Raw genomic sequence first — 17883 nt, forward strand, 5'->3', positions numbered from 1 at the left:
GTCTGCGATGAACGGCAACATGCCGGGCGATCGTCGTCCGCCAGGAACTGGCTCCATGCACACCCCCCCCGGCTGCGTCTCGCCCCGCCCACGTGCTCCCCGGGCGGTGGGCCGCGATGCATCTGATCCCTGAGAGCCGTCGCGTCCTCGACGCGCTCGAGGCCCGTGGGAACCCCGGGCTGGCCGAGGCGTTGGCGGTGCGCGCCGCGCTGATCGCCGACCTGGTGCCCTCGTGCATCGCGATCTGTCTGGCCCTGTCGTCGGGCGTCACCATCGCCCTCACCGGGCCTGTCTACCTCGCGCGTCGGCCCCTGCGCACCGCAGGGCCGGACCTCGGTGACGTGCTGTCGGAGCGACGCTGGCAGCACGAGCGGGCCGGCGACGCCGACGCCCGATGCGCCGCCAGCATCGCCATCGCGTTGCACGAGCAGGACCAGATGACCGGGCAGCTGACCGCCTACGCCACCCGGCCCGACGCGTTCACCGCCTGCTCCCACGTGCTGCTGCCGCTGCTCGGCGCCCCCGCGCAGACGGCGGTGCTGAACCACGACCTCCCCATGCGTGCTCTGGACGACGCCCGGGAAGGTCCGGCCCGCCTCGCCGAGAGGGAGGCCGTCGAGATCGCCGTCGGATATCTCATGGCACGCGACCGGACCGACGCGGAGACCGCCCGTCGCGAGCTGACAGCGGCCGCACGCGCCGCCGGCCTGGAGCTCAGCGCCTACGCCAAGGCCGTGGTCGGCCAGCACTGACCGGTCGGCGTCCCCCTTCGACGGGCGGTGATCAGCCGGGGATCGCGCTCCGTCGGCGGGCTCGTCCTCGTTCCGGTCAGCAGCAGCGCGCCCCGGGGTGGGCGTCCTGCTCCGCGTGCCGCTCGCGCCAGTAGGTCGCCTCGGACACGGGCGTGCTTCCCGGGTGCAGCCGCTCGACGTGCGCGACGTAGCGGGCGTAGTCCTGGTCGCCGAGGAGCGCGGTGACGTACCAGTGCACGGCCCGGCCGGCGCGCGCCGGCGGACGCGCCAGCCGACGCGCCAGCGCACGGCCCCGTCCGGCGCCGCCCCGACGGACCGTGCTCACGGCCGCGTTCCGGTCGTGGCCTGCGTGTGTTCCCGGTCGTGCGCGTCCCACAGCGCCTGGACCTCCCGCTCGGCGGCCGTCGGGATCATCCCCCGCGGGGCGAAGAGACGCGACGGCTCGTCGGGCTCCTCCGTGGTGGGCAGGCCGCCGGCGCGCACCGACCGCACGATCACGACGAGACCGACCAGCACGACGACCAGCACCAGCCCGGCGAACACGATCGACAGCGTCCCCTGGACCGCCGTGTTGCGAATGACGGCGTCCATCTGGGCGGGGGAGGTGGCGACGCCGAACGTCTGCTCACCGGCGTTCCGGGCGTCCTGGAAGGCCCGGTGCTGGGCCCAGTACCCGATGCGCGGCTCGTCGGAGAAGATCTTCTGGTACGACGCGGTCATCGTCACGGCCAGGTCCCACACGAGCGGGACGGCGGGGATCCACACCCACCGGTACAGCTGCTTCTTGACGACGATCACGGTCACCACGGTGAGCGCGATCGCGGCGAGCAGCTGGTTGGCGATCCCGAACAGCGGGAACAAGGTGTTGATCCCGCCGAGGGGGTCGGTCACGCCCATCAGCAGGATCGCCCCCCACAGGACCACGACCACGACCGAGCAGAACCACGCCCCCATGCGCCACGACGGGTCGCGGAACCGGCGCGCCGGTCCGGGGAGGTTGCCGAGGCTGTCGGAGAGCATGAACCGTGCGACGCGCGTGCCGGCGTCGACCGTGGTGAGGATGAACAGCGCCTCGAACATGATCGCGAAGTGGTACCAGAACGCCGCCAGGCCCGAGCCGCCGATCACGGAGCTGAGCACCTGGGACATCCCGAACGCGAGCGTCGGCGCACCACCGGTCCGGGAGACGACGGAGTCCTCGCCCACGGCCGAGGCGGCCCGCTCGATCTCCCCGGGGGTGATCGGGGACCCGCTCAGGCCGAGCCCGTTCACGTAGTCGGCCGCCGTCGCGGCGGTGCCGCCGGTCGCCCCGGCCGGCGCGTTCATCGCGAAGTAGAGGTGCTGGTCGATGATCACGGCCGTGACCAGCGCCATCACGGCCACGAACGACTCGGTGAGCATCGCGCCGTACCCGATGGGCCGGGCCTGGCTCTCCTTCTCGAGGAGCTTGGGCGTGGTGCCCGACGCGATCAGCGAGTGGAACCCGGACAGCGCCCCGCACGCGATCGTGATGAACAGGAACGGGAACAGGGCTCCGGCGAACACGGGCCCGTCGCCGTTCCGGGCGAACGACGAGACGGCGGGCGCCTGCACCTCCGGCCGCGCGACCACGATGCCGACGGCGAGCAGCACGATCGTGCCGACCTTCATGAACGTCGACAGGTAGTCGCGCGGGGCGAGCAGGAGCCACACCGGCAGCACCGACGCCGCGAACCCGTACGCGGCCAGCCACCACGCGAGCGCGACGGGGCTCAGCGAGAACCAGTCCTGGCCCCAGCCGGTGTCCGCGACCCAGCCGCCGGCCACGATCGCGAGCAGCAGCAGCACGACGCCGATGACGGTCACCTCGGAGACCCGCCCGGGCCTCAGGACCCGCAGGTACACGCCCATGAACAGCGCGATCGGCACCGTCATCGCGAGCGAGAACACGCCCCACGGGCTCGCCGCCAGCGCGTTCACGACCACGAGGGCCAGGACGGCGATCAGGATGATCATGATGACGAACACGGCCACGAGCGCCGCGACGCCGCCGAACCGGCCGAGCTCGTCGCGCGCCATCTGGCCGAGGCTGCGCCCACGTCGCCGCACCGAGATCGCCAGCACCAGGTAGTCCTGCACGGCGCCGCCGAGCACGCAGCCGACGATGATCCACACCGTCCCCGGCAGGTAGCCCATCTGCGCCGCCAGCACCGGACCGACGAGCGGGCCGGCGCCGGCGATGGCGGCGAAGTGGTGCCCGAACAGCACCCGCCGGTCGGTGGGCATGAAGTCCTTGGCGTTGTCGTGCAGCTCCGCCGGTGTGGCGCGGTCGTCCCGCGGCCGCACGATCTTCGCCTCGACGAGCCGCGAGTAGAACCGGTACCCGATCACGTACGTGCACACGGCGGCGAACACGAACCACACCGCGTTGACCGTCTCGCCGCGCGCCAGCGCGAGCACGGACCACGCGACGGCCCCGACCACGGCGACGACGACGAACAGCGCGCGCTTCGACGCGGGCATCGGCCCGCTCTCGACGACGGCGACCGGAGGGAGGTCGGGATCGGTGCGGACGGGTTCGGAGATGCGCGCAACCATGGAGGCCCCCTACGGCTCGTCGGCGAACAGCAAGCCGACCGTACGCGGCGCACAAGGCGCCGCAACCGGGCGCAGCACGGGCCGGGAGGTGTCGGGGCGCTGGTCAGCGGTCCGTGCTCGCCGTCCGGGCCGTCCGGCCCGGGCGGTGCACGCGGCGGCGCCGGGCTCGTGGATGATTCCCGCATGACCGACCCCGCCGACTTCTACACGGGCCTCGTCGCCGAGGCGTACTCGGCGTTGAGGGCGTACACCTTCGACCCGGCCCCGTACGCCGCGTTCGTCCGGGCACACGGTCAGCCGGGCCTGGAGGTCGGGTGCGGCGCCGGTGAGCCCTTGCTCGACCTGGTCGGTGAGGGGCTCGACGTGGACGGGGTGGACTCCTCGCCGGACATGATCGACCGCGCCCGGGTCACGGCGCGTGAGCGGGGCCTGGAGGTCGGGCTGCACGTGGCCCGGATGGAGGAGATGGACCTGGGCCGGCTGTACCGGTCGGTGTACCTGGCCGGCCCCACGTTCGAGCTGCTGCCCGACGACCAGGTGGCCGTCCGGGCGCTCGCCGCGTTCCGCCGCCACCTGGCCCCCGACGGCACGGCCATGGTTCCCCTCTGGGTCGCGGGACCCACGCCCGCCGAGGAGCTCGGGGTGGCCCGCGAGGCCGTCGACGACTCGGGGACCGTCCTGCGCTACACCCCCGTCTCCGAGGACTACGACCCCGCCTCGCGCACCCGGCGCTCGACCGTGCGGTACGAGCGCATCCCCCCGAGCGGTCCGCCCGAGCAGGTGGAGCGCGTGTGGGTGATCCACTGGCAGACCGCGCAGAGCATCGCTGCGCTGGCGTCGCAGGTGGGCCTGACCGTGCGGGAGGTCGACCCGCCGGGCACCGGCGAGGCAGGCGAGCCCGGTGCGCAGCTCACGGTGTTCCTGACGCACGCGGCGGCCTGACCGGGCCTGGCGCCGGCTCGACCGGCTGGCGCAGGATCGTCCGCAGCTTCGCGGGGGCCGTCCGGCGGGCGTCGGACAGGTAGATCTCGTGGTGCTTGCCGGTCATCCGCAGGCTTCGGCCGGGGATGGCCTCGTGGTGCATCGCGTCGAGCACCGGCCCTTCGTCGTCGTACGGCCCGACGTGCAACGTCTGGACGCAGAGACCCTCGTCGAAGGTCTCCAGACGCACCGCGTCGAGCACGGGCGCGCCGCCCTTGCACACGACCGCCGCGCGCGCCGTCTCGACGTGCTCCTGCCCGAGCCAGTCCGGGACCATCGTCATCATCGTCCAGTCCCAGCGGGACTTGTCGCGCGCGGTCGTGAACGAGTGCAGGTCCTGCGACCACCACAGCCCTTCGAGGGGCATCACCGCGTAGTCGCGGCCGAGCTCGCCCTTGCTCAGGAACTTGAGCGCGTACGCGAGGGGGTAGAGCGAGGCCAGGGCGTCCTCGTACCGCGGCGAGGTGTTCGGGTCGCCGTGACCGTCGACCATGAGGAGCTGCAGCGGCGGCACGGTCACGACGTCGAACGTGCCGAGCCGGGCGGTGTACGTCGGGACCAGCGCCTTGTGGTCGACCTTCACGCCGGCTGCCACAGCTCGACCCGGTTCCCCTCGGGGTCGGTGACCCAGCCGAACCGGCCGACACCGTCCATGTCCATCGTGTCGGCCGCGACGTCCGCCCCGTGGGCTCGCAGCTGCGCCAGCATCGCGTCGAGGTCGCGGACCCGGAAGTTCAGCATCGTCTGCTGGGCCGGCGACCCGAAGTAGTCCGTCCCCGGCTCGAAGGTCGCGAACACCGTCGGTCCGGCCTCCGGGTTCCAGAGCCCGTTCTCGTCGGCGTCGAGGCCAAGGCACTCGCGGTACCAGGCGCCGAGGGCGGCAGGGTCGGAGGCGCGGACAAAGTACCCGCCGATGCCGGTCACACGTTCCATGCCGACATCCTGGCATCGCACCCGGCTGGGCAGGCGGATCCGGGCGTCCGACCGCACAATCGCTGGAGCGGGGAGGAAGCCTCCGGCATCGAACGTCACCAAGGACGCCCGACGATGCCCCAGCCCGCCCGCGCGAAGCAGCACCCGGTCCCGGAGGACGTCCGTGGGTGACCTGCGCGGGGACGCCCCGCGGCGGGTCGTGGTGGTCGTCGGAGCCTCGAGCGGGGTGGGCCGTGCGACCGCGCACGCGCTCGCCGCTCAGGGCACGGCGCTCGTGCTGGCCTCCCGGTCGGCGGAGACGCTCGAGACCGTCGCGTCGGAGTGCCGGTCGATGGGGGCGCGGTCCGGGCTCACGGTGCAGGACGTCCTGGTCGTCCCCGTCGACGTCAGCGACCGTGCCTCGGTCGAGCAGCTCCTGGCGCGTGCCCGATCGCGGTTCGGCCGGGTCGACGCCGTCGTCAACACGGTCGGCGTCGTGGCCTACGGACGGTTCGACGTCGTCCCCGCGGAGGCCTTCGACCGTGTCGTTCAGGTCAACCTGCTCGGCGCGGCCAACGTGGCCCGCACCGCCCTGGAGACCTTCTCCGCACAAGGTGGCGGGCACCTGGTGGTCGTCGGGTCGCTCCTCGGGCGGATCGCGACGCCCTGGATGAGCACGTACGTGACCAGCAAGTGGGCGCTCCACGGGCTGGTGCGCACGGTGCAGATCGAGGCGCGGGGGATGCGGGGCGTCCACGTCTCGATGGTGAGCCCCGGAGCGGTGAACACGCCGGTGTACACCCAGGCCGGTAGCTACGGCGGGCGGATCGGACGTCCACCGCCACCGGTCAGCAGGCCGGAGGCGGTCGCCCGGGCCCTGGTGCGCGCCCTCGACCACCCGCGGCGCCACGCGTCCGTCGGCGCGGCCAACGCCGTCGCGGTGGCCGGGTTCCGGTACCTGCCCGGGGTGTACGACCGGCTCGTGCGGCCGGCCATGTGGGTCACCGGCCTGGCGCCCGGGCGCGTCGAGCCGCGCCCCGGCAACCTCTGGGAACCGACGCCGGCCGGCGAGGCGCTGCACGGGCGCTGGGGTCGGCACTGGCTGCGCGCGGTCGGCGCCTGCGCGGTCGTCGGCGGCGCGGTGGTCGCCCGGCGGTGGTCCGCACGGGTCGTCGGGGACGGCACGGGCAGCGGCCGGTGACAGGAGCGACCGGTGGCCACGTCCGCCGGTCAGGAGGAGGGCGGATGGCGGTGCGGACGGTCGACGCGGTGGTGATCGGCGCGGGACCCAACGGTCTCGTCGCGGCGAACGCCCTGGTGGACGCAGGCTGGGACGTGCTCGTCCTCGAGGCGCAGGACGCCCCGGGGGGTGCCGTCCGCACCGCCGAGGTGACGGCCCCGGGGTTCCGCAGCGACCTCTTCAGCGCGTTCTACCCGCTGGCCGCGGCGTCACCGGTCATCCGTGGGCTGCACCTGGAGGACCACGGGCTGCGCTGGGTCCGCGCGCCGAAGGTGCTCGCGCACGTGCTCGACGACGAGCGGGCCGCGGTGCTGCACCCCCGGGTCGAGGACACCGCAGCGAGCCTCGACGGCTTCGCGCCGGGTGACGGAGAGGCGTGGGCCGCGCTCTGCGCGGCGTGGCAGCACCTCCGCGACCCTCTGCTGGACGCCCTGTTCACGCCGTTCCCGCCGGTCGTCTCGGCCGCCCGGCTGCTGCGCCGGCTGGGGGTCGCCGGCACCGTGGACCTCGCGCGGCTCGCGGTGCTGCCCGTCCGACGGCTCTCCGACGAGCACTTCCGGGGTGACGGGGGCGGGCTCCTGCTCACGGGCAACGCGATGCACGCCGACGTCCCGCCGGACGCGGCCGGCAGCGGCGTCCTCGGCTGGCTGCTCGCCATGCTGGGGCAGGACGTGGGGTTCCCGGTGCCGCAGGGCGGCGCGGGGGAGCTCGCCGGAGCGCTCGTCGCGCGCCTGGCGGCCGGCGGCGGGCACCTCGAGACGGGGGCCGCGGCCGACCGGGTGCACGTCGCGGGCGGCCGGGCCGTCGGGGTGAGCACGGCGGACGGGCGGCACGTCCGGGCACGCCGAGCCGTGCTCGCCGACGTGACCGCCCCGGCGCTCTACGGGGAGCTGGTGGGTGCCGACCAGCTTCCCGCCCGGCTGCTGCGCGAGCTCGACCGGTTCCAGTGGGACCACCCGACGTTCAAGGTGAACTGGGCGCTCGCAGGTCCGGTCCCCTGGACGTCCACCGCCGCCCGGGGCGCCGGCACGGTGCACCTCGGGGTCGACCGGCTGGGGTTCACGGACTTCGCGGCGGACCTGTCCGTCGGCCGCGTCCCCGAGCGCCCGTTCCTGCTGTTCGGACAGATGACCACGGCCGACGCGACCCGCTCGCCCGCGGGCACCGAGTCGGCGTGGGCGTACACGCACGTGCCGCACGCCCTCGACTGGTCGGCGGACCACGTGGCCGCCGAGGTCAGGCGGATGGAGGACGCCGTCAGCCGCGTGGCGCCCGGCTTCCGGGACATCGCGCTCGCCCGCCACGTGCAGAGCCCACCAGACCTCCAGGCCGCGAACCCCAGCCTGCGCGACGGTGCCGTGAACGGCGGCACGTCCGCCGTCCACCAGCAGCTCTTCTTCCGGCCCACGCCCGGGCTGGGTCGACCCGAGACGCCGATCGACGGGCTGTTCCTGGCCAGCGCGTCGGCCCACCCCGGCGGTGGGGTGCACGGCGCGTGCGGCTGGAACGCGGCCCGGGCGGCCCTGGGCGCGTCGAGCGGCACGGGTGCGGTGCGCCGGCTGCTGGTCCGCACCGCTTGGGCGCGCCTGCTCCCCGACGCGTCGGGGACGCGGTCGGTGCGGGGGTAGCCCGGCTGGGGAGGGGAGCCGCCGGTCAGCCCCCGGCCCGGACCGGGCCGCTCGTCTGGGCGTCCGCCGACCACGACGCGAGCAGCCGCAGACGCTCCGCCGAGGGCGACCCCGGCTCCGCGGTGTAGACGAGCAGCACCTGGCCCGGCTCGGCCGTGATGGCGAGCTCCTCGTACGCCAGCGTGAGATCGCCGACGACGGGGTGGTGGAACCGCTTGGTGCCGGCACCGTGGGTGCGCACGTCGTGCGCGCCCCACAGGCGGCGGAACGTCTCGCTCTGCGTCGAGAGCTCGCCGACGAGGTCCTGCAGCCCTTTGTCGTGCGGGTCGCGCCCCGCCTCGGCGCGCATGATCGCGACGCACATCTCCGCGAACAGGTCCCAGTCGGGGTAGAAGTCCCGCGCGGCCGGGTCGAGGAACTGGAACCGGGCGAGGTTGGGCGTGCGTCCGCCCGAGCCGATGACGGGGGAGTAGAACGCACGGCCCAGCGCGTTGGTCGCGAGCAGGTCCTGGCGCTGGTCGCGGACGAACGCGACGCCGTCCGTGATCGCGGCCAGCGCCCACTGCAGGCTCGGCCGGGGAGTCGTGGACCGGGTGCCGCGCCGGCGGGCCCGGCCGGACGGCGGGATGCCGTCGGCGGCGCGGGCCAGGTCGAGCAGGTGCGCGTGCTCGGTGTCGTCGAGCTGCAGGGCCCGGGCCACGGCGTCCAGCACGGACGCGGACGCCCCGGCGATCGCCCCGCGCTCGAGCTTGGCGTAGTACTCGACGCTCACGCCCGCGAGCACTGCGACCTCGCTGCGCCGCAGGCCCGGCACGCGACGGTGGCCGGCCGTGACGACCCCGGCCGCGTCCGGGGTGACCTTCGCCCGCCGCGACATGAGGAACTCCCGTACGTCCGCTCGGTTGTCCATGGCTCCGACGGTAGGCCGGTCGCCGGCGGTGCGGGAGTCCACGGCATGAGGTGCACCGCGGGTACACCCCTCCACAGGGGCTCCCGGCCGTCCCGGGCGCCCGGTTCCCTGGTGGACATGCCCTCGTCGCGATCCCCCCGCCTGGACCTGGCCCACCGGCTGCCGACGCTCCTGCTCCTGATGACGGTGTTCGGCCCCCTCTCCATGGACCTCTACCTGCCCGCGCTGCCCGCCCTGACGGCCGAGCTCGGTGCCGCCACCTCGACGGCGCAGCTGACGGTGACCGCGTGCCTCGTGGGCCTGGCGCTCGGCCAGCTCGTCGCCGGGCCGCTCTCCGACCGGCTCGGCCGGCGGCCCGTGCTCCTGGTAGGGGTGGCGGCCTACGTCGCCACGTCGCTGCTGTGCGCCGCGAGCCCGAGCGTGGAGCTGCTGGTGGCCGCCCGGTTCGTGCAGGGCCTCGCCGGCGGCGTCGGCATCGTGATCGCGCAGGCCGCCGGCCGGGACGTGCTCGACGGTGACCGCCTGATGCGGTTCTACGGGCAGCTCACGGTCGTCGGCGGGCTCGCCGCGGTCGTCGGCCCGCTGGTCGGCGGTCAGCTGACCACGCTGACCGACTGGCGCGGGATGTTCGTGGTCCTCGCGGCCGTCGGGGTCCTGCTGCTGCTGGCCGTCCTGGCGCTGTTCCCGGAGACGCTGCCGGCCGGGCTGCGGGCCACGGGCGGGTTCGCGCAGACCGCCCGCGACTACCGTGTGCTGCTCTCCGACCGGACCTACCGTGGGGCGGTGGTCAGCCAGGGGCTCGTGTACGCGGCGCTGTTCGCGTACCTCGCCGGGGCGACCTACGTGCTCCAGGGCGTCTACGGGCTGTCACCCCAGGGCTACGCGCTCGCGTTCGGGCTCAACTCCGCCGGGTACATGGTGTCCGGCCACCTGGCCGGCCGCTGCTCGGCCCGGTGGGGCGCCCGCCCGACGCTCCTCGCGGGGACGACGGTCGCCGGCGTCGGCGCGGCCGGGCTGCTGCTCGCGGGGCTCGCGTCGGTGCCGGTCGGCGTGGTGATCGGCGCCCTCCTCGTGCTGGCCTGCGGCGTCGCGTTCAGCTCACCGCCCGCCACGACGCTGGCCCTGACCCCCTACCCGCAGATGGCCGGGACCGCGTCCTCGCTGCTGGGCATGGTGCGCTTCGGCTTCGGCGGCATCGCCGCGCCGCTCGTCGGCGTCGCCGGGGCCGCGAGCATCCTGCCGCTCGGCCTCGTCACCGTCACGTCCCTCCTGCTGGCCGCGGGGACGTTCCTGGCACTGACCGCCCGACCCCGCACGGGCCGGACACGCACACCTGCCGTCGCGCCGACCGCGCACCGGTAGCACCCCGAGAGAAAGGCACCACCCATGCGAGCAGTCGTCATGTATGCCCCGGGCGACGTCCGGGTCGACGAGACCCCCCGCCCGACGATCGTCGAGCCGACGGACGCGATCCTCCGGCTCGCCGCCACGTGCATCTGCGGGTCCGACCTGTGGCCGTACCGCGGCGCCGACCACGTCGACCACACCCCGATGGGCCACGAGTACGTCGGCGTCGTCGAGGAGGTCGGCTCCGCGGTGCGGGAGGTCAAGGTCGGTGAGTTCGTCGTCGGGTCCTTCTTCGCCTCCGACAACACGTGCGAGATCTGCCGGGCCGGCTACCAGTCCCGCTGCGTGCACGCGGTCCCCATGGGGTCCGTCGGCACGCAGGCCGAGTACGTGCGCGTCCCGCTCGCCGACGGCACGCTCGTCGCGACGCCCGGCACGCCGGACCCCGACCTCGTGCCGTCGCTGCTGGCCGCCTCCGACGTGCTCGGCACCGGCTGGTTCGCCGCCGTCGCCGCCGAGGTCGGGCCGGGCAAGACCGTCGCCGTGGTCGGCGACGGCGCCGTGGGTCTGCTCGGCGTGCTCGCCGCCCGGCAGCTCGGCGCCGAGCGGGTCATCGCGATGTCCCGGCACGCCGACCGGCAGGACCTCGCGCGGTACTTCGGCGCCACCGACATCGTCGAGGAGCGGGGCGACGAGGGGGTGGCGAGGGTCAAGGAGCTGACCGGCGGCCTCGGCGCACACTCGGTCATCGAGGCGGTCGGCACCCAGGAGTCGATGATGCAGGCCATCCGCTCCACCCGGGCCGGCGGCCACGTCGGGTACGTCGGCGTCGCGCACGACGTGTCGCTGCCCGGCGACGAGCTGTTCTTCTCCGGCGTCCACCTGCACGGCGGCCCGGCGCCCGTGCGCCGCTTCCTGCCCGAGCTGATCCGGCTCATCTGGGACCGCACCATCGACCCCGGCAAGGTCTTCGACCTCACGCTGCCGCTGGACAAGGCGGCCGAGGGGTACCAGGCGATGGACGAGCGGCGCGCCACGAAGGTGCTGCTCACCCTGTAGCACGCACGACGCCGCCCCGGAAGCCAGGGCTTCCGGGGCGGCGTCGTGTCGTTCGTCAGCTGGTGGGGAAGTTGTCCGCCGTGACGATCCGGCTCCGCACGAACTGGCCGGAGGTCGAGAGCTGGCTCGTGCCGTAGTTCGAGCCCGAGCAGGTGCCGGACTTGAAGATGGCGCTGCTCTCGTTCGCGTCCGAGTACGTCCAGTTGGTGTGGCTGATCTTCAGCGAGTCGAGCAGGTCGAGCCACGCCGTGGAGCTGGCGATGTCCACGGTGCCGCCACCGGTCGCGCTGGTGGTGCCCCACTCGGTGACGAAGATCGGCAGCTTGCTCGCCGCGTTCTTCACCTCGGTGCGGTAGTTGTCCGTGTGGGACGCCGCGTAGAAGTGGAACGTGTACATGATGTTCGAGAACGTGATCGGGTTGGCGATGATCTCGGCCGAGCTCGACCCGTTGGAGACCCCGAGCGACGACCAGCCGCGCGTGCCGACGATGACCACGGCGTCGGAGTCCGCCGCCCGGACCACCGGGATGACCTGGTTGGCGTAGGTGCGGATCTGGTCCCACGTGACGCCGTTCGGCTCGTTCGCGATCTCGTAGATCACGTTCTTCTTCGACGCGTTGCGGGTGGCCACGTTGTTGAAGAACGTCTTCGCGTTGTCGAGGTTGGCGTTCGGGTCACCCGGCGTGAGGGTGTGGAAGTCGATGATCGCGTACATGCCACGCGCCTCGGCCTGGTCGACCAGGTTGTTCACCTTCGCCGTGAAGCCGGCCGGGTCGGTGACGTAGCCGTTCTCGTTGACGTACATCGCGATGCGAAGGACGTCCGCCTTCCAGTCGTACGCGAGCGTGTCGAGGGAGTTCGTGTTGTAGCACGCCCCGAACCACTGGAGCCCGTGCGTGCTGACACCGCGCAGCTGGATCGGCTTGTTGTACTGGTTGCAGAGGTTCACGCCGCACACGTGCAGCTGGCCGTTGATCGCCAGCGGCGTCGAGCCCGTCGGCTGGGTCACCGTCGGCGTCGGCGTCGGGGTGGGGGTCGGCGTCTGGGTCTGCGTGGGGGTCGGCGTCGCCGTCCGCGTCGGGGTCGGCGTGGTGGTGACCGAGCCCGTGCAGGCGGTGCCGTTCACGGTGAAGCCGGTGGGGACGGGGTTGGAGCCGCTCCACGAGCCGTTGAAGCCGAAGCTGGTCGTGCCTCCGCTGCGGACGGCGCTGTTCCAGCTCAGGCTGCGCACGGAGACCGTGCTGCCCGACTGGGTGGCCGTGCCGTTCCAGAGCTGGGTGACCTTCTGGCCCGACGCGAAGGTCCAGCCCACCGTCCAGCCGTCGAGGTTGTCCCCGAGGTTGGTCAGCGTGACGTTGGCGCCGAAGCCCTCTCCCCACTGGTTGGTGATGGAGTAGTCGACCTTGCAGCCGACCGCAGCCTGTGCCGACGTTGCGGTGATGGCGCCGATCCCTGTGACCGCCAGCACGGCGGCGGACAGGAGGGCGGCGGCCCTGGTGCGCTGTGACATAGAGCTCCTCGTCGATGAGTGGTGTGCGCCGACGACCGGCACGTTCGGGGGAGACCGTGCGCGGGCTTTCGTCAGGCGGCAGGCAAAAGGGTGCGCTGTGGCGGCGCTCCCTGCCACCCCTTCGCGGCCGTGGGCCGCGATGTAAACGATTAGGCGCCCGACGTGGCCGCCGGCGGGACCGCTAGCCCGACCGAGGGGCGTGCGGCGAGATGCTTGCGGTCGGGCGTTCCGGACCATCACCATCGTGGGCGCGGCTGGCACGATGCCGGCAGCCCGACCTCCGGAGCATCCCATGTCGCAGCAGCCCGTCCCGGCCCGACCGACCGCCGCCTTCGTCGGCGCGTCGTGGGTCGCCCTCCTCATCTCCGTCAGCGCGTTCGGCATCGGGTTGTGGAACGCGAAGATGGAGCTCTCGGAGAAGGGCTTCTACGGCACGCTGCTGCTGCTCGGCCTGTTCTCGGCGATCGCCCTGCAGAAGTCGGTCCGGGACCGGGCCGAGGGCATCCCGGTCACGGGGATCTTCCTGGGCCTGGCGTGGAGCATGGTCCTCATCTCCCTCGTGCTGGTGGCGACGGGTCTCAGCAACTCGTCGCTGGAGCTCTCGGAGAAGGGCTTCTTCGGCCTCGGCTACGCGATGGCGCTGTTCTCCGTGGTCGCCGTCCAGAAGAACGTGCGGGACCTGGCCGCCTCCGCCCCCGCGTCGGTGCCCCCGGTCCCGCCGGTGCCCGCCGAGCAGGACACCCAGGCGACCGTCTGGCACTGAGAGTCGTCCCGTCCCTGCGGTGCGCGCGGACCACGTGGCAGGCTCACGACCGTGGTCGTCGACAGGTTCCTCGGTGAGTGGTCGATCGACCGTGCCGTCGTGGACGCCCGTGCCGGGGTGGAAGGACGCCTGCGCGGTACGGCGCGGTTCGAGCCGACGGCGGACGAGGGCGTGGCCTACGTCGAGCACGGGGTCCTGACCTTCGGTGATGACGTCCTGCCGGCGGTCCGGCGGCTCCTGCTGCGCAGCGCGGGCGCGCGGTCGGTCGACGTGCTGTTCGGCGACGGCCGTCCGTTCTACCGGTTCGACGTGGTGGACGACCGCTGGGCGGCCGAGCACTCGTGCGGCCGGGACACCTACACGGTGGCCGGACGGTTCCTCGGCGACGACTGGTTCGAGGAGGTCTGGCACGCGACAGGCCCGCTGAAGGACTACCGGCTGACGACCCTGTACCGGCGGCCCGTGGCCGCCGAGCGCTCCGGGAGGGTCAGGGCTGCAGACGCGCGCGCCGTTGGGCGCCCTGCGTCTGGAGCACGAAGGCGAACAGGACGTCCGCGTCCTTCTCCGCGAGGTTGACGAAGCGGCACCCGTACTGCGTCGACTTGCTGCGGGTGGTCTGCGACCGCAGCACCTCGGCGTCCAGGGCGACGGCGCGCTCCGGGGCAGGGAACTGGAACGTGATCCTGTCCTGCTCCGTCAGCTCCGCGGTCGTGGAGATCCGCATGCCGTGCGCACCGACGTCGACCACGACGAACGAGATCGGCCGGGAGGCCCCGCCCGGCGTCCGCGCCACGCCCGTGCACAGCTGCGCGATGCTGACCCGCGCGACCTTCCGCTTCTGCACCATGGACGTGAGCTCGAGCCCCGAGACCTGCACGGTCGTCGCGCCGACGCCGGCGACCCAGCCGCTGTACCGGACCTCTCCCCGCACCTCGTCGAGCACCAGGACCTCGACGTCCTCGCCGACCCGGACCGCGCCGATGACGCCGTGCTCGGCGCCGAAGGTGAGCGTGTCGTCGTCGAAGGCGTCGACGTGGCCGTCGAGCAGCTGGCCACCGGCCGCAAGGGCGCAGCGTGCGAGGTCGTGCATGGTGGGGTCCGTCCGGTCGACATGGCCGCACTGGTGCGGCGAGATGGCGATGTTCGCGACCGTCTGATCGGCACGCGGCGGCCGTTGATGAGCACTGCCGCGGGGCCGGTGGTACCGGCAGGGGTGACGCGGGCGACACCGTCGGGCGTCGGAGGCCACCGTGCCGCGTGGAGCCTGCACGATCAGGGTGACGCCGTGCCGAACATCGCGGCCACCACGTCGGCGGCGTCCGCGGGTGCCTTGATCTCCAGGCGGAGCTGCCCGGTGGTCAGGCGCAGGGTGAAGGTGAAGAAGGGGCAGCAGTCCTGCTCGGCCGCTGCCAGCCGCGAAACCTCCGCGGCCAGCTCGGGGGACGCGCCGAACGTCAGGGCCACGCCGCCGTTGATCGCCTCCCGGGCGGTCGCCCGCGGCACCAGCGCCTGCCAGTCCGAGACCCGGTCGGGCACCGCCTCCGCGTCCAGCGAGCAGGCCACGGGCACAGCGGCCGCCCCGGGTGCCGGAACCGCGCCGCGGGTCAGCGGGACGAACGTGCGCCGGTCCGCGAGCGGCTCGGGCGCCGACGTCGCGCAGGGGCAGTCGGGACCGCACGGGCCGGCCGCCGGCGCGACGGCCAGGCGGGCCGAGACGGTCTGCAGCTGCGCGGCGAGCGCCACCAGCTCGGCGATCCGGTCCTGGGCCTCGGCCAGCCGTGCGGAGACCATCTCGACGGCCTGGTGGGCGACGGTCGAGCAGTCCTCCGCGTCGTACGCCTCGGCCAGGTCGCCGACGTCCGACAGCGGGAGGCCCAGGTTCTTCACGGCCGTGACGAACCGGAGCCGGGCGATGTCGCCGTCGTCGTAGCTGCGGTACCCGTTGCCGCCCCGGGCGGGCGCCGCCACGAGGCCGATCTCCTCGTAGTAGCGCAGCGTGGTGGCCGGCACACCGACCAGGTCAGCGGCCTCGGCGATGCGGTAGCTCATGAGCCCGACGGTAAACCTTCGACCCGGCTCGAAGGTCAAGCCCTGGGGGCTTCTCAGGCCCGCGCGACGACGAGGCGCAGCGCGCCCGCGCGCTCGGGCTGCGTGCGCAGGTGCCCGTACGCCCGGTCCCACGCGCCGCTGGCCAGGTCCGCCTCGAGGCGGTCCAGCCCGCGCTCGATCACGCCGGGGTCGGCCAGGGCCAGGGCGGACGTCGCGCCGCGCACCTCGGGACGGAGGAAGGCCTCCGGTCGGCCGTAGAACGCCTCGCCGAACCCGTCGATGCAGTCCCACGGCACGGGCACCACCTCGACGCGGACGTCCGTGCTGCCCGGGGCGAGGGCGCCGGTCACCTGGTCGAGCGTGGGGAACCGGTCGACCTCGGCCTCCATGACCTCGGGGACGTAGTCAGCGAGCCAGAACTCGTGCAGCAGGGGCGCGTCGAAGGTCAGCACGACGACCGGCCCCCGGCTCACCCGGCGCAGCTCGCGCAGGCCCTGCTCCACGTCGCTCCACTGGTGGACGGTCACGGTCGCCATGGCGGCGTCGAAGCTGTCGTCGTCGAACGGCAGGTGCTCCGCGGTCGCGTCGACCGCGGGGGCCGCACCGGCGGGTCGCTGGGCGCGCATCACGGCCGACGGCTCGACCGCCAGCACGTACCGGTCGGCGGGCTCGTACGACCCCGTCCCGGCACCGACGTTCAGCACCGTCCGGCTGGCACCCAGCGCGGCGTGCACCTGTGCCGCGATCCGGGGGTCCGGACGGCGGACCGCCGCGTAACCCGTGCCGTGCTGCTCGTAGTCGAAGTCGCCCGCCGGGCGTTCACGGTCTCTCACCCGCGCTATGGAACCACAGGTCAGGACGCGGTCCCTACTCCCGGCTGGGAGGCTGGCGCCATGATCGACGACTTCGCGAAGGCGTACCTGCGCGACGAGCTGCGGTGGACCCGGGAGTCGCTGCTGTGGAAGCTGGACGGGCTCTCCGAGTACGACGCCCGGCGGCCACTGACGTCCACCGGCACGAACCTGCTGGGGCTCGTCAAGCACCTGGCGGTGGCGGAGGCCCGCTACCTCGGCGAGATCTTCGGTCGGCCGTTCCCCGAGCCGATCCCGCGCTGGGACGACGCCGCCGCGAACCGCGAACACCTGTGGGTGACCCAGCACGAGACGCGCGCCGACATCCTGGGACGCTACGAGCGGGCGTGCCGGCACGCCGACGCGACCATCGACGCGCTGCCCGTCGACACCCCGGGCCACGTGCCGTGGTGGCCGAGGCCGGAGGTCAAGCTCTTCAACGTCGTCGTCCACGTCCTGACCGAGACCAGCCGGCACGCCGGCCACGCCGACATCCTCCGCGAGGGGCTCGACGGCGCCGTCGGTGAGGTCCCGGGCCGGCCGTCCGCCCTGGACGACGCGGCCCTGGCCGCCCGGGCGACGTACCGCGCGCAGGTCGAGGCGGCCGCTCGCGCCGTCCGCCCGGCCGAGTGAGGGGCCGGGCCGTCCCCGGATCCGGTCCCGCGCCGGCGTCGGCGTGGCCGCGGGACCGGGCCGGTGCCCGCGAGAGCGACCGGGCCGGTGCCCGCGAGAGCGACCGGGCCGGTGCCCGCAGGAGCGATCAGGCCGGCGCGGGCGAGGAGAGCTGGTCGGCCAGGTGCCGGAGCACCAGCCAACCGGTCCGTGCCGACCGTGGCACGGCGGAGGTCCGGGGGTGCGCGACGTGCCGGATCACCCGGCGTCCCGTCGCCTCGCGTCGGGTCAGCCACCGCACGACCAGGATGTGGCCGACGCGCGGCACGGGCCCCGTGGGCACCGGTCCCTTGACGACCTGGCGCGCCCGGCCCTCGCCGCGAGCCCGCCGCGCGTGCTCGTCGACGAGGTGCTCGATGAGGAACGCGACGTTCCGGGGGGTGTCGGGCACCTCGTCGAGCAGCGCCGCGACGTGCGTCGAGCCGGGGTCCGACGTGACCGCCACCGCGAGCTGCTGGTGGAAGGCCGCCAGCTGGCCCTCGGACCAGTCGTCCTCGTGCGCAGGGAGCGGCGGGTCGGGGAGGGTGGTGCGGCTGCCGAACACGTGACGATCCTCCTGGCTCGACGACGACGCGCTCCGCGCCGGACCTCGAGTGTGCGTGGTGGGCCGGACCGACGGTGCCGGATTCGCC

At 73.7% G+C, this 17883-nt stretch carries 19 protein-coding genes; 9 read left to right on the forward strand and 10 right to left on the reverse strand.

Annotated features, from left to right (window positions below; genetic code table 11):
* Window positions 1-116: 116 nt before the first annotated feature.
* On the forward strand, window positions 117-752 hold the full coding sequence (locus tag ACVW07_RS13655; protein ID WP_456819778.1) for an ANTAR domain-containing protein: 636 nt from the start codon (window positions 117-119) through the stop codon (window positions 750-752).
* 76 nt (window positions 753-828) lie between these two features.
* Here ACVW07_RS13655 and ACVW07_RS13660 read toward each other — a convergent pair whose 3' ends face one another.
* Together ACVW07_RS13660 and ACVW07_RS13665 are read right to left on the reverse strand one after the other, a co-directional pair.
* Complete coding sequence (locus tag ACVW07_RS13660; RefSeq protein WP_456819779.1) at window positions 829-1077, reverse strand: YbdD/YjiX family protein; 249 nt, start codon at window positions 1075-1077, stop codon at window positions 829-831.
* Window positions 1074-3329 carry a carbon starvation CstA family protein gene (locus ACVW07_RS13665; protein WP_456819780.1) on the reverse strand — a complete coding sequence of 752 codons (2256 nt, stop codon included), beginning with the start codon at window positions 3327-3329 and terminating at the stop codon, window positions 1074-1076. Before ACVW07_RS13665 ends, ACVW07_RS13660 begins: the two co-directional genes overlap by 4 nt.
* 183 nt (window positions 3330-3512) lie before the next feature.
* On the opposite strand from ACVW07_RS13665, the gene ACVW07_RS13670 reads away from it, so the two are divergent.
* A complete protein-coding gene (locus tag ACVW07_RS13670) occupies window positions 3513-4271 on the forward strand; it encodes a class I SAM-dependent methyltransferase (protein ID WP_456819781.1) in 759 nt (252 codons plus the stop codon).
* On the opposite strand, the gene ACVW07_RS13675 is transcribed toward ACVW07_RS13670, so the two are convergent.
* Complete coding sequence (locus tag ACVW07_RS13675; RefSeq protein WP_456821085.1) at window positions 4240-4893, reverse strand: GyrI-like domain-containing protein; 654 nt, start codon at window positions 4891-4893, stop codon at window positions 4240-4242. The two genes, ACVW07_RS13670 and ACVW07_RS13675, sit on opposite strands and share 32 nt — an antisense overlap.
* Window positions 4890-5243: a VOC family protein gene (locus ACVW07_RS13680; protein ID WP_456819782.1), complete on the reverse strand. Its 354-nt coding sequence runs from the start codon at window positions 5241-5243 to the stop codon at window positions 4890-4892. The genes ACVW07_RS13675 and ACVW07_RS13680 overlap by 4 nt, the downstream gene beginning before the upstream one ends.
* A gap of 163 nt (window positions 5244-5406) precedes the next feature.
* Between ACVW07_RS13680 and ACVW07_RS13685 the strand changes: the two genes are divergently transcribed.
* Complete coding sequence (locus ACVW07_RS13685) at window positions 5407-6423, forward strand: SDR family NAD(P)-dependent oxidoreductase (RefSeq protein ID WP_456819783.1); 1017 nt, start codon at window positions 5407-5409, stop codon at window positions 6421-6423.
* A gap of 44 nt (window positions 6424-6467) precedes the next feature.
* A complete protein-coding gene (locus ACVW07_RS13690) occupies window positions 6468-8090 on the forward strand; it encodes a phytoene desaturase family protein (RefSeq protein ID WP_456819784.1) in 1623 nt (540 codons plus the stop codon).
* Between the two features lie 25 nt (window positions 8091-8115).
* Here the strand turns inward: ACVW07_RS13690 and ACVW07_RS13695 are convergent, their stop codons facing one another.
* Window positions 8116-9000 (reverse strand): helix-turn-helix transcriptional regulator, encoded by an 885-nt coding sequence (locus tag ACVW07_RS13695; RefSeq protein ID WP_456819785.1) that lies wholly within the window; start codon window positions 8998-9000, stop codon window positions 8116-8118.
* 117 nt (window positions 9001-9117) lie between these two features.
* On the opposite strand from ACVW07_RS13695, the gene ACVW07_RS13700 reads away from it, so the two are divergent.
* The gene (locus tag ACVW07_RS13700; RefSeq protein WP_456819786.1) at window positions 9118-10362 is read left to right on the forward strand and encodes a multidrug effflux MFS transporter; all 1245 of its coding nucleotides are present in this window, start codon (window positions 9118-9120) and stop codon (window positions 10360-10362) included.
* A gap of 24 nt (window positions 10363-10386) precedes the next feature.
* Window positions 10387-11406: a zinc-dependent alcohol dehydrogenase family protein gene (locus ACVW07_RS13705; protein WP_456819787.1), complete on the forward strand. Its 1020-nt coding sequence runs from the start codon at window positions 10387-10389 to the stop codon at window positions 11404-11406.
* Between the two features lie 55 nt (window positions 11407-11461).
* On the opposite strand, the gene ACVW07_RS13710 is transcribed toward ACVW07_RS13705, so the two are convergent.
* Window positions 11462-12916: a cellulase family glycosylhydrolase gene (locus tag ACVW07_RS13710; protein ID WP_456819788.1), complete on the reverse strand. Its 1455-nt coding sequence runs from the start codon at window positions 12914-12916 to the stop codon at window positions 11462-11464.
* Window positions 12917-13208: 292 nt separating this feature from the next.
* On the opposite strand from ACVW07_RS13710, the gene yiaA reads away from it, so the two are divergent.
* Together yiaA and ACVW07_RS13720 are read left to right on the forward strand one after the other, a co-directional pair.
* The gene (yiaA, locus tag ACVW07_RS13715) at window positions 13209-13679 is read left to right on the forward strand and encodes an inner membrane protein YiaA (protein WP_456819789.1); all 471 of its coding nucleotides are present in this window, start codon (window positions 13209-13211) and stop codon (window positions 13677-13679) included.
* Between the two features lie 51 nt (window positions 13680-13730).
* Window positions 13731-14255: a DUF6314 family protein gene (locus tag ACVW07_RS13720; RefSeq protein WP_456819790.1), complete on the forward strand. Its 525-nt coding sequence runs from the start codon at window positions 13731-13733 to the stop codon at window positions 14253-14255.
* Here the strand turns inward: ACVW07_RS13720 and ACVW07_RS13725 are convergent.
* The 3 genes from ACVW07_RS13725 to ACVW07_RS13735 form a co-directional block, all read right to left on the reverse strand.
* Window positions 14167-14769 (reverse strand): PilZ domain-containing protein, encoded by a 603-nt coding sequence (locus ACVW07_RS13725; protein WP_456819791.1) that lies wholly within the window; start codon window positions 14767-14769, stop codon window positions 14167-14169. The genes ACVW07_RS13720 and ACVW07_RS13725 overlap by 89 nt on opposite strands.
* A gap of 182 nt (window positions 14770-14951) precedes the next feature.
* Window positions 14952-15728, reverse strand: coding sequence for a MerR family transcriptional regulator (locus ACVW07_RS13730; RefSeq protein WP_456819792.1), 777 nt, complete (start codon window positions 15726-15728; stop codon window positions 14952-14954).
* Between the two features lie 53 nt (window positions 15729-15781).
* Window positions 15782-16561, reverse strand: a complete 780-nt coding sequence (locus tag ACVW07_RS13735) for a class I SAM-dependent methyltransferase (protein ID WP_456819793.1) — start codon at window positions 16559-16561, stop codon at window positions 15782-15784.
* A 60-nt stretch (window positions 16562-16621) separates the two neighbouring features.
* Between ACVW07_RS13735 and ACVW07_RS13740 the strand changes: the two genes are divergently transcribed.
* On the forward strand, window positions 16622-17212 hold the full coding sequence (locus tag ACVW07_RS13740) for a DinB family protein (RefSeq protein ID WP_456819794.1): 591 nt from the start codon (window positions 16622-16624) through the stop codon (window positions 17210-17212).
* A gap of 127 nt (window positions 17213-17339) precedes the next feature.
* On the opposite strand, the gene ACVW07_RS13745 is transcribed toward ACVW07_RS13740, so the two are convergent.
* On the reverse strand, window positions 17340-17795 hold the full coding sequence (locus ACVW07_RS13745; protein WP_456819795.1) for a hypothetical protein: 456 nt from the start codon (window positions 17793-17795) through the stop codon (window positions 17340-17342).
* Window positions 17796-17883: the final 88 nt, after the last annotated feature.

The sequence above is a fragment of the Cellulomonas sp. URHB0016 genome (assembly GCF_054057935.1).